Source organism: Bacillus sp. JJ1764 (assembly GCF_036962145.1).
Lineage (GTDB): Bacteria > Bacillota > Bacilli > Bacillales > Cytobacillaceae > Neobacillus.
On the sequence record NZ_JBALNY010000029.1, the window covers coordinates 26,509 to 41,542 of the forward strand.

A 15,034-nucleotide genomic window follows, 5' to 3' on the forward strand; every position below is an offset into this window, starting at 1 on the left:
AATTTGTTGAATGCATTTTATTTCCCTACTAAGGGGAATATTTCTGTTTTAGGAATGGAATTTGGTAAAACCTATCTGGGGGAAAAGCTGCGTAAACAAATTGGATTTGTTTCAAGTTCTATACAAGAAAAATTATATTCAAGTGACCCTGCTTTTGAAGTCGTTTTAAGCGGGGCATTTGCTTCGATTGGACTTTATGAAACCCCCACAGATGAGATGCGACAAAAAGCGGTTGGCCTTCTTCAGGACCTTGGGTGTATAGAGTATGCGGACCGAAGCTATGAGACCTTGTCTCAGGGTGAAAAGCAGCGGATTCAAATTGCAAGGGCCTTAATGGCTGATCCAAACATTCTTATTTTGGATGAACCCACTAATGGGCTGGATTTCATAGCTCGAGAACACCTGATGGATTCGATTGAGAAAATTGCAAAGAAACCAGAGGCAGCTACGATTATTTATGTAACCCATCATGTTGAAGAAATTTTGCCTATTTTTAATAAGACCTTATTGCTAAAAAAAGGACAAGTTTTTGCAGCCGGGGAGACGACAGACATGTTATCAAATGAAAGGTTGAGCGATTTTTTTGAAGCCCCTGTCCAAGTGTCATGGCAAAACCAAAGGCCATTGCTTTCTAAATTGCAAATGAACTAGTTTTGAATAAAACCAGGTCAGTTCAAGACTAACCTGGTTTCTCAATCATCTATCTCCAAAAATTCCTTCACTCGCGCAACATAAGGTTCTTTTACAAATGAATTGTACAAACTACCGGATAACCGTACAGGGTCACCAAAGAAATAACGTTCATATTGTGTTTGTCGCGTTCCGAATGAACTCATCGTGAGTTCCCATGCCAGTCGAAAAATTTTTACACGATCCACTGCATTACAACAGGCTCCTTGTAAGTATTGGTCAAGATCACCCCTGATTTCTGAATTGAAATCTTCTTCCGTTGGCAACGTAATGATACCGCTGGCCCCAATAATTTGAATGATTTCACAAAACCTTGGGTATATTTTGGGGAAAATATTACTAGCAACCTGGAGAGGCAATAGATTTGGCCGCATAAATCCCGAATCATCCAACGCTGCTTCATTCTCTGCTTTTTGTAATAGTGCTTTCATCGTTTCAAGTCCCATAACGATTTCGGATAATTTATTCTTTATGTGCAAGTATTCTCCTATATTGATTGCGTTCACAAGAAGCTCTGCTAGGCCTAATATAAATTCCGTTTTGACAATTTGTCTGGTGATGACTTGATGAAAGGCATTAGAATGAAAAGAGCTTTGCAGGATAAAGGTATTGGCAACTTCAATATTATCGTAAAAAAATACCCTCTCCCATGGTACTAGTACATAGTCAAAGACCAATAAAGTATCCATTTCTTCAAACCGTGAACTTAAGGGGAAATTAAAGGTCGATTCTCCCCCAACAAAAGATTGGCGGCAAATAAATTTCAATCCTTCTGTATCTGAAGGAATAGAAAATGCATAAGCAGAATCAAGGTCATATACTCCACCAGCAGAATAAACCAGCACTTCATCTGTTAAACCGCCTTGGGTTGCTAAAAGGCGAGCCCCTTTAATAATGATTCCCTGATCATTTTTTTCCACTACTTTTGCAGAAATCGGTTCTTTTGAGTTTACCCACATCAACTGGGAACGATTGACCTGAGGAGTAATAAATGTATGAGTAAAAGATAAATCATCTTTCATCGCCCTCTGATAAAGTGCCGTAATATTTTTGGGGAAGCAGTTTTCTTTACTATTTAAATAAGAAGCAGAAGAGGCAAACGCCATTACTACTGTATTCATATAATCAGGACTTCTTCCCATCATCCCGTTTGTATTCTTAGCCCAAATCTCAAACATATTCCGTCTTTTAAATAAGTCCTCAATCGTTTTTGGCTGTAAAAAGGAAAGGCCAATTTTATCATTAAACTCAGTAAAGGTTAATTTTTCCGAGAGAACAGGATCATGCTGGAGATCATAAAGAGAAGCCTTGCTTTTGATGATTCCTTTAAATGCTGGGTGTTCTGATAATTTTTCATTAATTTGCTTTCCATCTATCCAGATGTTGGATTTTAATTGATTTATCCGATCTATAAATTGTTTTCCAGTAATCGCTCCCACTGTAACCCTCTCCTTAAAGGAGCCTTTTCATTTTTTAATTTGTCTAGCTAGTTCTATTTTATTGCCAACCCTATAAACGAGTTCTACCCAATTAATGTAAAATCAAATAAAGGGCGTTGCTTAGAGAATTCAGAAATTTGAGGGCCATTATGGTAAAATTCGAGCAAATATTAGTAGAAGCCGATACTCAATTGAAAATAGGGGATCTGTGGATAAGCAAAATCCCTTTTTGTTTTTAAATCAAAAACGTAAAGCGTATAGTTCATTTGTTGTAGCAAAAACTAAAATGTAAAATTAAAAATTAAGGAGATAAATCGAATGACGAAATTATTGTACATTACAGCTCATCCTCACGATGATACTCAGTCTTACAGCATGGCAGTTGGGAAGGCATTTATTGACTCATACAAGGAAGTCCATTCAGACCATGAAATTATCAATTTAGATCTATACAAAGAAACGATCCCCGAACTTGATGTTGACGTTTTTAGCGGTTGGGGGAAATTGAGAAGCGGTTCAGGGTTTGATGAACTTTCAGCTGATGAAAAAGCTAAGGTTGGTCGACTCTCCGAGCTATGCGATCAATTCGTTTCTGCAGATAAATATGTGTTTGTCACACCTTTATGGAATTTTTCTTTTCCGCCGGTTATGAAAGCTTACATCGATGCGGTATCAGTAGCTGGAAAAACCTTTAAGTATACGGAACAAGGTCCTGTAGGTCTTTTAACCGAGAAAAAAGCCCTACATATTCAAGCGCGCGGCGGAATTTATTCTGAAGGGCCAGCAGCGCAGATGGAAATGGGTCATCGCTATCTAGAGGTTATCATGCAGTTTTACGGAGTACCATCCTTTGAAGGATTATTTGTCGAAGGACATAATGCAATGCCGGATAAAGCGCAGGAAATAAAAGAAAAAGCCATTGCTCGTGCGAAGGATATGGCACATACTTTTTAATAATCCAAAGCCCTTAGTTCATTAAATTTAGATCATAATTCCTAGGATTATTAGTCCGTTATAAAGGGCTAATGATCCTTTTCTATTTACCTAATTTATTGGATGACAAAATGGGGTTTAAAGAATTCATGTCTAAAGCGTTTAGAAAAATAATGTCTGGATCCGACATCCCATGAATATCTAATCACATTTGGATAAATCTACCTTTGTATTTTTTATATTGAAGTATGTAGAAATTTTGAATATCTTTTCCTTTTATTAACATAATACCTAAAAAGGGAGGCTATTCTTGATGAAAAGATTGCAATTTAGAAATAAATCTTTACCGGATCATTATTTCATACAAACAGAGCTATCATTTTCATTAGATGAAAATTTGTCTCTTTTGCAAACTACATTTGCTGATTGTGATGATTTTATCTTTCAAATGGTTAATTTCGATCATATACGGGGATGTATTTTCTATTTATCAGAAATGGCAAGTGATCATGCTCTGAATGAAATAGAGCAGGGTCTCACTAATTCCCGTGGTCTGTTGAAGAAGGGGTCTTCCGATGATATTCGAGTATCTATTCGTAATTGTTTCCCGTTTAGCAATATAAATAATGTTAAAAATTTGAAATCCGTCATTGACCATATTTTGACCGGGAATACGGTGTTGTTGGTTGATCAAATGGATCATGCCTTTTTGTTTTCTACCGTTAAAGAAGCAGGAAGGCAGGTGCAAGAACCACCATCAGAATCCTTAGTAAGAGGGCCGAGAGAAGGATTTGTGGAAAATATCGGAACAAATTTGATGCTAATTCGCAGGAAGTTGCGAAATCCTTCACTTAAGGTGAGACATTTACGAGTAGGAAGGCAGACCAATACAGAGTTAATAGTGGTTTATATTAAGGGGATAGCTGATGAAAAGGTGGTAGAAGAAGTAAGCAGGAGGCTTTCTCTTATTGATATTGATGGGATCTTAGAAAGCCATTATTTAGAATCAATAATTGCAGACTCAAGATGGTCTCCTTTTCCAACTGTATATAGCACGGAACGTCCGGATCGGGTATGTGCAAGCTTGCTAGATGGTAAGGTTGCAATTTTAACGGATGGAACCCCATTTGTATTAACTGCACCAGCTGTCTTTGTTGAATTTCTTCACTCGAATGAAGATTATTATAATGGATCTTTAATCGCTACATTTACCCGCTGGATTCGGTTATTGGGGCTTTTCGTTACACTCATTCTTCCAAGTTTTATCTTGGCCATGACCACGTTTCACCAGGATTTGCTTCAAACTCCGCTATTGATTAATATCGCGGCAAGTCGGGAAGGTTTGCCATATCCGGTTTTAGTAGAAGCCATATTCATGTTTATAACGTTTGAATTGGTCCGAGAGGCCGGACTTCGGATGCCAAAAGTGTTTGGTGGTGCAGTTACTACTATATTAGGGCTTGTATTAGTCAGTCAAATTGCTGTTCAAGCAGGGATTATCGGGCCAGTAATGGCTATTTCTGTCTCAGTGGCAGCCATGGTTTCGTTTATTTTACCAAACTATGCATTTCATCAAGTGATCCGAATATTAGGATTACCCATGCTGTTTTTAGCTGGATTTTTTGGATTTATGGGGATACTGGTTGGACTAATGTTTGCACTTGCACATTTAGTCAGTTTGCGTTCTTTCGGTGTTCCCTATTTTTCACCTATCTCCCCTGGTAGAAAAGAAGGATGGAAAGATGTGTTTATAAGGGCTCCATGGTGGGCAATCGAAACGCGCCAGCCTGGGTTGGACATAGAAAACATACGTCGTACAGGTCCTAATGAAGACAATCTTTAAAGGAAACTTAAAGAGGGTGATGCCAATGATAAAACATGATCTTGGGAGTACACGATGCTTTTTGTTATCTTTTATCCTATGTATAAGTTCCTTTACATTAACAGGTTGTTGGAGCAGCCGGGAAGCGAATGATCTTGCCATTTTAAATGTAGTTGGGATTGACAAAAATGAAGCTGGTCAATTTGAATTAACGGCATTAATTCCTAAACCGGAGAACAGACCTTACCAATCAACTTCCGGCAGCACAAAAGACAAGGAATTAATCCTCACAAGTAAAGGTAGGAGTTTGTTGGAATCAATGAGCCTTCTTGCTTCCTCCCTTTCAAAGGAAATCTATTTGGGACATGTTCAGGTTGTCATATTTGGGGAAAAAGCCGCAAGCGAAAGCATGAAAGAATCATTGGATTTTTTAAGAAGGGAAAATGGTTTTCGACCAAACATAAAATTATTGATCACGAAAGGGAAGGCTAGCGATATTATCAACAAACCTACACAGTTAAAAAACCCGTTAGGATCAGAAATAGTAACCTTCACCAAAACAAAGCGACGTACTATGTCAAGCATGGTTCAAAATCTCAGTCAATTTACTGAAGATCTCTCAATGAAAATGAAAGACCCATTTACTGGTGAGATTAGCGCAGCTGGTGACGAGGGAATACAGTTGGAGCAAGTTGTGTCTGGCAAAAATTATGTAAAAGATGCAAGCAGCCAGGATTCGCAGAAAAAAGATTCCGACATGAAACAAAATACAGATACATTCAGCATCCAAGGTACAGCTGTCTTCAAAAGAGATCACCTTATTGGATGGCTTGACAAAGACGAAACACGCGGTGTTCTTTGGGTCAATGGGAAATTAAAAAATGATGTTGTGATTTTGAGTTGTCCGAATGATGATAGTGGAACCATTAGTTTACAAATTAACCAAACTAGCTCCGAAAGTACTCCTCGGATCGTAAATGGTAAACCAAAAATGAGCGTAACGATCAAGGTAGATGGAGATATCGGACAAATTACTTGTCAGAATGTAAATTTGAGTTCAGATGAAATGGAAAAGATAAATATGAAGTTAAAAGATAAAATTAAGCAAGAGGTAAATCATACATTTGTCAAAGTAAAGCAAGAATGGCAAGCAGATGTTTTTTACTTTGGAGAGTCCATCTATCGCAAATACCCAAATGAATGGAAAGATATTTCTTCGGGGTGGAGAAGCGGCGGATTAAAAGAGATGCCGGTTCAGATGAAAGTCATTACCAATATTTCACGTTATGGACTTCGGGAAAGGTGAAGATATGAATATTTTTCTATGTCTTTTATTTATTATTCTGGTTCTTGGTTCTGCTGGTCTCCACGTGTACTATATTTGGAAACAGAAAGAGTATAAAATTTTAGCGGTTCAGCTAGGAATTATCGGTTTGACCATTGTTGCCGGGGTGCTGGCGATTTATAAAGTTCAGAATGTGTTATCCATAGCAAAATTATTAAATCTTTTATCCCCCCTATAAAAATAGAAAGTAGGAGAGCGTTATGGGCGAAAAAGGACAAATCAGCAATGTTCAGGCAGCCATGCTTGCCATCACCTCTTTAACTATCATTGGACACTTGATTTTGCTCACCTTAGTACTAGATCAAAGTAAGCAAGACGGTTGGCTTGCCGGAATCGTTGGTTCTATTTTGAGTTTAATTGGAATCCTAGCCCTGTCGAAATTGGCTCAACGTTTTCCTGGGCTTTCCTTGATAGAAATTCTCTTTCAACATTTTTCATGGATTGGGAAAATATTGGGGATTATCTATTTGCTCTATTTTTATATAATGGCCGTTTTAGGGGTACGATTATTTGGTGAAGCCTATAAAATTATTATGGAAGAGACTCCTTTATGGGCCTTCATCTCTGTCATTCTTTTATTAACTGCCTTTATAGTTTACTTAGGATTAGAAACATTGGCACGAATTAACCAAATTATGCTGCCAGTCCTAGTATTGGCGGCTGTATTTGTTGTATTTATGACCTTTCAAAATGACAAGGACTATGGAAACCTTCTCCCCATCATGGGCAATGGTGTTTTCCCTGTTGTAAAAGGATCCATATCCATAATGGGATGGTTCGGAGAATTTGTTGTTTTAGGCATGGTTCTGCCATATGTAAAGCACCCGGAAAAACTAATCAAGACGGGTTTATATGCAGTGGGGATCACTTTGCTTTTCTTTTTGGGACCAATCACTGGGCCAGTTGCCTTATTTGGCCCTGATGAAGCGGCAAATATGTCATTTCCTACCTTTACAGAGGTTCGTTATATTGAGGCGGGGGAAGTTGTAAATCGATTTGATGCTATTGCGATTTTATTTTGGACTGTTGGTTTAATGGTTAGGATTTCATTATTCTTTTATGGTCTTAGCCTTGGTACCGCACAAATACTCAGGATATCGACCTACCAGCCACTGATTGTTCCATTAGGATGGTTAATAGGTGTTGGGGCAATTTTTTTCTCTAAAAATTTCATTGAGTTAACAGAATTCTTATTTAAGACCTATGTACCCCTAAATATTTTAATGGGGGGAGTTCTGCCACTTCTTTTTATCCTTTGGGCTGTAGTAAGGCGAAAGAGAAAAGTACTGGTTAATGTGTAGGTTTGAAACTGATTTTATAAAAGTATAGTGAATGGAAAAGGGATATCGATGGATGTCCTTTTCTTATTTGCCGGAGCTCTTCATTAAAGACAAATAATAGAAAACCCTGTCAATCAACTGGTACTATTTTTAAAGCTGCTAGTAAAAAAATCAGTACTGTTAAAATATGTTTGTTTCGATAGTTAGTTTATAATTTGTAATTTTTTAATAACCTTCCCATTAGGTGCGGTGAACCTTACCATAAGTAAATGAGGTTTTCTATTAGAAGGGTTGGAAAATTATAAGTTAAAAAAATCAGGCGAATTTCTCACCTGATTTTTTATTGTACAATTGAATTATGAAACAAAGCGTCTTTTTTTTCCTTTTTCCTTTTCCATTCAACAAAAAAGAGATTTAAAGCAATTGAAAGGTAAACGGCTATCGGAAAACTGTTGGATGCATCCAAAAAAGCAGAGAATGGAATAACAGCAATTCTAAAGGTAACGAAAACCCATGTGATGGCATAACTACGTAAAATCCAAGTTTTATGTGAGGGGATTCTTTTCTGGAATCCCCGAAGGACTCCCATAGCTGTTGTCACAAGCCAAAAGGCATTCAATACGAGGAAGGCAATCATAGTTGACCTGCCGCCTGTAGAAAAAAGAGAAATGTAAGGTACCAGCAATACATTAATAAAAATGGTAAACCCATAAATTTTTCCTAAATTCCGATGTAGCTTTGGGTTTTTACGGCTCATTTTAGTCAATTGGAACGGACCGATTGCCAGTGCAATTGTACCAAGGATAATATGAGGATAGAAAAAAGCTTCCCAAATAGGCAAATTAAAGTTTTCGCCCTCCATTTTTCCTTTCACCATCGGTGCGTTTTCGGTCCCAATGACAAAAAACATCACGAATATATAAGCGCTGAATAGTAGAACTGTAACATAAAGCCCAATTACAGCAGGATTTACTTTTTTACTTTTTTTCACCAGCATATTCCTCCTAGTAATCTATATTCTTATGATCTTTTCGAAACATAGGTAAGGCACTTTTCTTAATGGAAATCTGATAGACCCTCTTTTTTGATAACCAGCTTTTTCATACATCTCAATAGCCGAACGGTTTTGGGAATACACATCCAATCGAATACTGGTATGCCCTTTTTCCAAAGCATATTCTTCAGCAAAGTTTAGCAGCCTTTTTCCTATTCCTTTACCTTGGTGGCAAGGATGGACAGCTAATCGATGAATAATTAATGGCCTGCCTGTATGATCTTCCCATTGAAGTTTCAAATACTGTTTGCTTTCTTTCGTATCGAGAACGATGGCACCAATCAGGTGATTTTCCATTTTCATTCCAAAAAAAGTTCCATTTTTTAAGTCCTTTTTCATAACAAAACTGTTGGGGTAGAAACGATCCCATTGATTAATACCCTTTCTTCTTAAATCAGAAGTGACTTCAGTATAAAATTGATTCACTTCGGGTAATTCTTGTAATCGAATTGCTACGAATTCCATGATCATCACCTCTTGCTCTAAAAAATAAACCGACAGTCGGTTTGTTTGAGGAACGGGAGAATCCTTATTCGGATTTTGCCCAACATACTTTATTTTTTAATCGAATAATCTATGATAGTGTTCTGATAAGTAATTTAAAAATATCACTTGTTGCTACTTGCTCATCTTCAGAAGAGGAAAGGATTTGCGTTACCCTAAGGCCATAGGAAAAAGTCATAAATAAGGTGGCCATTTTCTCTGCATCGATATTTGGGGGGATCACACCATTTTGTTGCCCCAACTCAATCCATTGAACACCTGTTGCCTTACTATACTGATAAACACTTTTTAAAATGCTTTTCACTTTTTCATCATCCTGGCTTAACAGGTATACGAATATTAGATTCCCTACATCATTTGAATTCTGTCGGGAATGGAAATATTGAGTGGCCATGCCAAACCGTCCCGCATCTGGGGCAGTTCCCATAGAATGAGTAATTAACTGATTAAATTTTTCATTCATTTGTTCTATTTTGGTTTTTAAAATAAGTCCATACAATTCATCTTTGCTAGCAACATAATGATAAATAGCCCCTTTGGAAAGACCCGTTCTTTCAATAATGTCTTTGAGTGTCGTATTCCTGCAGCCTTTTTCCAGAATAAGTTCCTCTGTTGATATTAAGATATTCTGAAAGCTTAGATTATCATGAGAAGTTGGATTAGACATTTTTTGTACCTTCCTTATTAAATTACTTGATGTATCATTTTTCATTTATTAATAAATCTAGACGGGTTTTTGCGTATCTGCGATAGATGACCGTCCATAAAATTGTGACCCCGAGCACGCTGTAGAAAATAATTTGTGAAACGGCTAAGAAAGCAGAAATCGAGAGTTCATACACAAGGATCGTTTTAATGACTGCCTCCGCTAATAGGGCAATTCCCCACACAGCTGTCATTAAGCGGATGACGAAGCGAAAATAGGAGAACTCCCAGTTATTCGCAAACTTGCTTTTCTGATCTGACTCATCCTTAGAACTGAATCTAATCGCAAAATGATAAATGAGCGGTTTGGAATAGAAGAGGGAACCAATAAAGATAAGGCCTAATATTCCCGTGACTAACGACTCTCTCATTAAAATCAATTTCTCGCTGCCGCCTAATAAAAACGCCAATAGACTAAGAATGAAGCCCGTCAGCATAAACAGTCCAAAAGCATCAAACTTTCTATATTTCACAATATGATATAGATTATCCAGCAGTGGGACCAGCGTTGCAAGGAGCAATGAAACAAAACTTGTGAAATAGTCCAGGAGTAAATTATAGACGACAACAGGTACGACTCCGTTTATTAAGATACTGACGATTATGGATTGAATGACCTTTCTTTTAGAGGATAGGGTCAATTTTATCACTCCTTACTTTCCTGTATTGTATTTATATCCCAATCATACAAACCGACGGTCGGTTTGTCAATTTGTTTCTTGAAAATTTTAACAAAAAAACTGCAAGGTATATTGGAGGCTACAACTTTACCAACATAACATGCAGTTTTTTTAATAAGTCTCATTTTGATTTTTGTAGTTTCTTTATTACCTTGTCACACCATTGTATATACATACGTTCATAAAGAATTCCATGCTCCACTACGTCCATACTTGAAGAAATTGGATCAAATTTCAAGTTAGGATCAAGCATCCCTTTAAGTTCCTCCATTTTGTCTAAATAGATGGATAATTTTTCAATATGTAGATTCCTTGCCTCTTCGATTCGAATCAACATCTTTTCTGGGTCGACTAACCATGTGTTATAAGCCTTAACAAGAAACTCATCCTTGATGGTAGCTATTTCTACAGGCTCAATTGTCCATTCAATCAATGACTCTTTTCCAGCTTGAGTAATTTCGTATACCTTCCGAGGTGGACGATAAGAGTCGTGTTCTACCTCTTTAAGACGTATCAAACCCTCTTCCTCCATTTTCGATAACTCTGGATAAACTTGATTATTATTCGCTTTCCAAAATGCTCCCATTCTCGTATTCATTTGTTGTTTTATATCGTATCCAGTTAATGGCTCACGCGCCAGTAAGGTAAGCATTGCTTTTCGTATAGAGCTCATAGAAATATCACCTATTCATTAATAATTTACGACCTATATACTATATCTTGTTTAAAATGAATATTCAAGTTCTTAACATAGGTTAGTATTAACATATGTTTTTATTGACATATAAATCCTATTTATGATACTTTTTACATGTGTTAAAAATAACCTATAGAATCATAAAGGAGAGATTATTGATGAAATTAATTTTCAATGATGACACTTTTTCTTTTGAACTGTTAAGAACGTTAAGTTACGCTCCATTCGGTGGAGCTGATATCGGTGAATGTCTTGCTACAGCGTATCGGATTAGAGAAGGGGATATGGAAAGTTGGTATACAGAATGGTATAAAACAGCTGAACGTGTTTTTGCATATGGTGAAGAAAGTTTGGAGCGTGGAAAATTAGTAAATGCAAAGGAAAATTATTTACGTGCCTCTAACTACTACCGGACAGCTGAATTTTTCCTGCATGGAAATCAACAAGACCCACGTATATTGGATACATGGGGGAAAAGTCGTCATGCCTTTCACAAAGCCATTAAGTTACTAAATATTTCTGTTGAGAAAGTAGAAATTCCCTATGAAGATACCACTATCCCTGGTTATTTTTATAGTGTAGATAAAAAAATTCGACCAACATTACTAGTACATGGTGGATTTGATTCAACAGGAGAGGAATTATATTTTGAAGTGGGGGTATCGGCCCTTGAACGAGGCTATAATTGTTTAACCTTTGAAGGACCAGGGCAAGGATCAGTGATTCGTGAACAAAAAATTCCTTTTCGTTATGATTGGGAAAAGGTTGTCACACCTGTTGTCGATTATTTGGTAACAAGGTCAGAAGTTGATACGAAAAAAATAGCCCTATTAGGAATTAGTCTGGGTGGATATTTAGCACCACGTGCTGCTGCCTTTGAACACCGTTTAGCTGCATGTATCGCCAATGATGGGTTATTTTCCAATCAATTCCGTGAAATGGGGAGGAAGTTTTACCAAGGAAGCGAAGAGGAGTTTAATAAGCCAGCATTTATGGAGGAGTTCGTTCAATTTTTAATGAGACAAAGTACGAATGTTCAATGGGCTATTGAAAATGGAATGTTTACCTATGGAGCTTCGTCGGTTATAGACCTTATTGAGAAAACAGATGCCATCACACTTGAGGGAGTGGCCGATAAGATAAAGTGCCCAACATTAGTTTGTGAGGCAGAAGCCGATCACTTTTTTGCCGGACAGCCAAAGATGCTTTATGATGCTTTAACCTGTCCAAAGACATTTTTAAGTTTTACTGCTGAAGATGGTGCAGAGGAACACTGTCAATTTGGGGCACTTGTTTACTTTAATCAACGAATGTTTGAATGGTTAGATGAGACATTGAATATAGAAAGTGGCTTGAATAATCAAACTACCCTTTCTGCTTTATAAAAAAAGTTACTAATACTATTGTGGAGACTGGACAATCTATGAAAACATTAAAATTAACTACTATCTTAGATAACGACGAAATGGTGGTTGCAGGTTTGCTGAATGTTTTGAACAACTCCCACAAGTTGAGAGAGCATTATTTACGTCAATCGATAAAAAAGTGATGTTAAAGGAACTGGCTGTTGAACTTAAGAACATGACCAATTCAAGAGTGATAAAAAATACGATTGAAAAGTATTTAAGTTACAGATTTTAAAAAAACAAGGGTTTTTATAGTTAGGAGAAATGGAAAAACCTCATTTAGATTCGTCACGGTGAACCGTACCATAAGTAAATGAGGGTGGTTAAATGAATAACCTTATATAAAAGGCTTATCTGTATACTCAAGATAGCCTTTTTTAATATTATTAAAATAGGTTGAGATTATTGTGGAATATCCTACCGATTTCTTAAGCGATAGATGGGCTTCAAACCAAATCTAAATACAGTTAAGTCCAAAATAAAGTATAAAATAAGGACTGAATGGGGGGATGATATTGGCTATTTTTCAGTACGAAGTTTTTTTAGCGGTTGTTGAAAGCGGCAGCTTTACAAAAGCCGGCGAAAAACTGGGGTTGTCTCAATCAGGAGTTAGTCATAACATTTCAACACTTGAAACAGAATTAGGAATTATATTGCTTAGGCGTAATCGAAACGGAATATCTTTAACTGATGCGGGAGAGCGAGTTTTACCGCATATTCGTAAGCTCATTTATCATGCGAAATTGCTTGAGCAGGAAGCAGCACTTATACAAGGAATCGAAGTAGGAAAAATTAAAATTGGTACTTTTCCCAGTTTTTCATCTAGATTTCTTCCAGGTCTCATTCGTAGCTTCAACAATAAATATCCTGGCATCCAAATAGAGTTATATGAGGGCGGCTACGACGATATCAAAGATTGGATCACATCAGGAACGGTTGATATTGGTTTTTTAACGATTCCAGTTAAAGAATTTGATACCATTCCATTACTAAAAGACGAATTATTTGTTTTAGTACCTGAAAATCATCGATTGAACACGCTGAAAACAGTTAAAGTCAAATCAATTCATAATGAATCATTTATTATGCCAAAAGCAGGTTGCGATATTTTAATAAAGAGGTATCTAAGAGAAAATAATGTACATCCTAATGTTATTTTTGAAATAGAGGATAACAATACCATCATTTCTATGGTTCAAGAAGGGCTGGGGATCACTATTATCCCAGAAATGGTCATACCGAAAAATATTCAAAACATGAAAAGGATTCCATTAGAAACGGTTTTGTTTCGTGAAATCGGCTTAGCGTTAAAATCTTTTAAGCAAGCGGCTCCTTCCATAAAGAAATTTATCGAGACCATAAAAGAACAATTTAAATCAGACCAGCTTGAATAAGAGAAGTCCTTAGGAAGGATCTTCATTCAAGCTGTTATGTTTATATCGTTAGGATACCGCGAATGGTGATGGTTGCTGCCCCAGCTACCTTAATGACTGCTTCTAACTCATTCGGAATGACAGTCGCGTAAAGCATTCCAGGTCTTCCAACCGCATCGCCTTGGGCTATTTTAAGGTGTGTCATCTCACTTTGAGGTATAACACTTTCTAAGTAGAGGAAACCAGCTAATGCTCCGTTTGCTGCCCCTGTAACAGGATCCTCTGCTATGCCAATACCCGGTGCGAAATCTCTGGTATATAAATCACAATCTTTCGAGGTGTTAAAAGTATAAAGGTGTGTCGTGCTGATATTATGTTCTTTATTATGCTTCCCTAAAGCCGTTAAGTCTGGCATCGCATTGTCAATGTACATTTGATTTTTCATAGGAACAAGCAAATGCCAGTTTCCGGTACTCGCCAGTTTGATTGGATAGGTTGGGTCTATACTTTCAGTTTTGACGCCGATTAAATGACTAAGCTCTTCCAGATCAATTGTGAAATTTTGCGTTTTTGGAGTCACTTGTGTCATCTCCACATTAATTATGTTTCCATTTTTTTCTTTATGCCATACAACCGGTATTTTACCTATATTGGTTTCTAAGACAATCCCTTCTTTTTTCTCTGATAGACCAAACTCAGTTGCTAAAAGCCAGGTTAACCCAACAGTTGCATGCCCGCAAAAGTTGATTTCTTCACTAGGAGTATAGTATTTCACTTTATAATCAACGTCCTCGTTATTTGAAGGAAGTAAAAAAACGGATTCCGGTAAATTTAATTCTTTTGCGATACTTTGCATTTCATCTTCCGTTAATTTTTCTGCATCTAACACGACACCCGCTGTATTACCTCCAAATTTTTCTGTTGTAAATGCATCAACATGATAAATTCTTATTTCTCTCATCATATTAACTCCTTTCAAACATTTATTTCATACCTCCATACTATTCGCTGATGATGCATTAGTAAAATGAATCTTTTTTATGTAATAAATCGAAAATACTAATGAATAAAAAGCTCTTTTAGATTTTTTCTGGAACAGTTTCATA

General features: G+C 36.9%; 15 protein-coding genes. 8 read left to right on the forward strand and 7 right to left on the reverse strand.

All coding sequences use genetic code 11. From position 1 onward, the window contains the following. Positions 1-651, forward strand: a 651-nt coding sequence (locus V7083_RS04520; protein ID WP_335475817.1) for an ABC transporter ATP-binding protein, incomplete at its 5' end; no start/stop codon positions are given. A gap of 41 nt (positions 652-692) precedes the next feature. On the opposite strand, the gene hpaB is transcribed toward V7083_RS04520, so the two are convergent. Beyond that, positions 693-2,129, reverse strand: a complete 1,437-nt coding sequence (gene hpaB, locus V7083_RS04525; RefSeq protein ID WP_335475819.1) for a 4-hydroxyphenylacetate 3-monooxygenase, oxygenase component — start codon at positions 2,127-2,129, stop codon at positions 693-695. A 318-nt stretch (positions 2,130-2,447) separates the two neighbouring features. Here hpaB and V7083_RS04530 point away from each other — a divergent pair, with 318 nt between their 5' ends. From V7083_RS04530 to V7083_RS04550, 5 genes are all read left to right on the forward strand, one after another. Then, positions 2,448-3,083, forward strand: a complete 636-nt coding sequence (locus tag V7083_RS04530) for an FMN-dependent NADH-azoreductase (RefSeq protein WP_335475821.1) — start codon at positions 2,448-2,450, stop codon at positions 3,081-3,083. A 292-nt stretch (positions 3,084-3,375) separates the two neighbouring features. After that, positions 3,376-4,905 (forward strand): spore germination protein, encoded by a 1,530-nt coding sequence (locus tag V7083_RS04535; protein ID WP_335475823.1) that lies wholly within the window; start codon positions 3,376-3,378, stop codon positions 4,903-4,905. A 25-nt stretch (positions 4,906-4,930) separates the two neighbouring features. Then, complete coding sequence (locus V7083_RS04540) at positions 4,931-6,190, forward strand: Ger(x)C family spore germination protein (protein ID WP_335475825.1); 1,260 nt, start codon at positions 4,931-4,933, stop codon at positions 6,188-6,190. 4 nt (positions 6,191-6,194) lie between these two features. Continuing rightward, complete coding sequence (locus V7083_RS04545) at positions 6,195-6,407, forward strand: hypothetical protein (RefSeq protein WP_335475827.1); 213 nt, start codon at positions 6,195-6,197, stop codon at positions 6,405-6,407. A 22-nt stretch (positions 6,408-6,429) separates the two neighbouring features. Beyond that, on the forward strand, positions 6,430-7,530 hold the full coding sequence (locus V7083_RS04550; RefSeq protein WP_335475829.1) for a GerAB/ArcD/ProY family transporter: 1,101 nt from the start codon (positions 6,430-6,432) through the stop codon (positions 7,528-7,530). A 319-nt stretch (positions 7,531-7,849) separates the two neighbouring features. Here the strand turns inward: V7083_RS04550 and V7083_RS04555 are convergent, their stop codons facing one another. The 5 genes from V7083_RS04555 to V7083_RS04575 all read right to left on the reverse strand — a co-directional run bounded on the left by V7083_RS04555 (position 7,850) and on the right by V7083_RS04575 (position 11,125). Then, positions 7,850-8,500 carry a DUF2306 domain-containing protein gene (locus V7083_RS04555; RefSeq protein ID WP_335475831.1) on the reverse strand — a complete coding sequence of 217 codons (651 nt, stop codon included), beginning with the start codon at positions 8,498-8,500 and terminating at the stop codon, positions 7,850-7,852. Positions 8,501-8,521: 21 nt separating this feature from the next. Continuing rightward, positions 8,522-9,028 (reverse strand): GNAT family N-acetyltransferase, encoded by a 507-nt coding sequence (locus V7083_RS04560; protein ID WP_335475833.1) that lies wholly within the window; start codon positions 9,026-9,028, stop codon positions 8,522-8,524. Positions 9,029-9,137: 109 nt separating this feature from the next. After that, positions 9,138-9,734: a TetR/AcrR family transcriptional regulator gene (locus V7083_RS04565; RefSeq protein WP_335475835.1), complete on the reverse strand. Its 597-nt coding sequence runs from the start codon at positions 9,732-9,734 to the stop codon at positions 9,138-9,140. A 34-nt stretch (positions 9,735-9,768) separates the two neighbouring features. Further along, positions 9,769-10,413, reverse strand: a complete 645-nt coding sequence (locus V7083_RS04570; protein ID WP_335475837.1) for a VC0807 family protein — start codon at positions 10,411-10,413, stop codon at positions 9,769-9,771. Between the two features lie 160 nt (positions 10,414-10,573). Continuing rightward, complete coding sequence (locus V7083_RS04575; protein ID WP_335475839.1) at positions 10,574-11,125, reverse strand: PadR family transcriptional regulator; 552 nt, start codon at positions 11,123-11,125, stop codon at positions 10,574-10,576. Positions 11,126-11,307: 182 nt separating this feature from the next. On the opposite strand from V7083_RS04575, the gene V7083_RS04580 reads away from it, so the two are divergent. Both V7083_RS04580 and V7083_RS04585 read left to right on the forward strand, forming a co-directional pair. Beyond that, positions 11,308-12,534: an alpha/beta hydrolase family protein gene (locus tag V7083_RS04580; protein ID WP_335475841.1), complete on the forward strand. Its 1,227-nt coding sequence runs from the start codon at positions 11,308-11,310 to the stop codon at positions 12,532-12,534. Between the two features lie 536 nt (positions 12,535-13,070). Beyond that, a complete protein-coding gene (locus tag V7083_RS04585) occupies positions 13,071-13,949 on the forward strand; it encodes a LysR family transcriptional regulator (protein WP_335475844.1) in 879 nt (292 codons plus the stop codon). A gap of 40 nt (positions 13,950-13,989) precedes the next feature. On the opposite strand, the gene V7083_RS04590 is transcribed toward V7083_RS04585, so the two are convergent. After that, positions 13,990-14,889, reverse strand: a complete 900-nt coding sequence (locus tag V7083_RS04590) for a PhzF family phenazine biosynthesis protein (RefSeq protein ID WP_335475846.1) — start codon at positions 14,887-14,889, stop codon at positions 13,990-13,992. Positions 14,890-15,034 lie beyond the last annotated feature (145 nt).

Excerpts from the sequence above, each read along its gene's own strand:
- V7083_RS04575 (WP_335475839.1), bottom strand. The coding sequence starts at position 11,125 with ATGAGCTCTATACGAAAAGCAATGCTTACCTTACTGGCGCGTGAGCCA.
- V7083_RS04545 (WP_335475827.1), top strand. The coding sequence starts at position 6,195 with ATGAATATTTTTCTATGTCTTTTATTTATTATTCTGGTTCTTGGTTCT.
- V7083_RS04540 (WP_335475825.1), top strand. The coding sequence starts at position 4,931 with ATGATAAAACATGATCTTGGGAGTACACGATGCTTTTTGTTATCTTTT.
- V7083_RS04565 (WP_335475835.1), bottom strand. The coding sequence starts at position 9,734 with ATGTCTAATCCAACTTCTCATGATAATCTAAGCTTTCAGAATATCTTA.
- V7083_RS04590 (WP_335475846.1), bottom strand. The coding sequence starts at position 14,889 with ATGAGAGAAATAAGAATTTATCATGTTGATGCATTTACAACAGAAAAA.
- V7083_RS04530 (WP_335475821.1), top strand. The coding sequence starts at position 2,448 with ATGACGAAATTATTGTACATTACAGCTCATCCTCACGATGATACTCAG.
- V7083_RS04580 (WP_335475841.1), top strand. The coding sequence starts at position 11,308 with ATGAAATTAATTTTCAATGATGACACTTTTTCTTTTGAACTGTTAAGA.
- V7083_RS04560 (WP_335475833.1), bottom strand. The coding sequence starts at position 9,028 with ATGGAATTCGTAGCAATTCGATTACAAGAATTACCCGAAGTGAATCAA.
- V7083_RS04535 (WP_335475823.1), top strand. The coding sequence starts at position 3,376 with ATGAAAAGATTGCAATTTAGAAATAAATCTTTACCGGATCATTATTTC.
- V7083_RS04550 (WP_335475829.1), top strand. The coding sequence starts at position 6,430 with ATGGGCGAAAAAGGACAAATCAGCAATGTTCAGGCAGCCATGCTTGCC.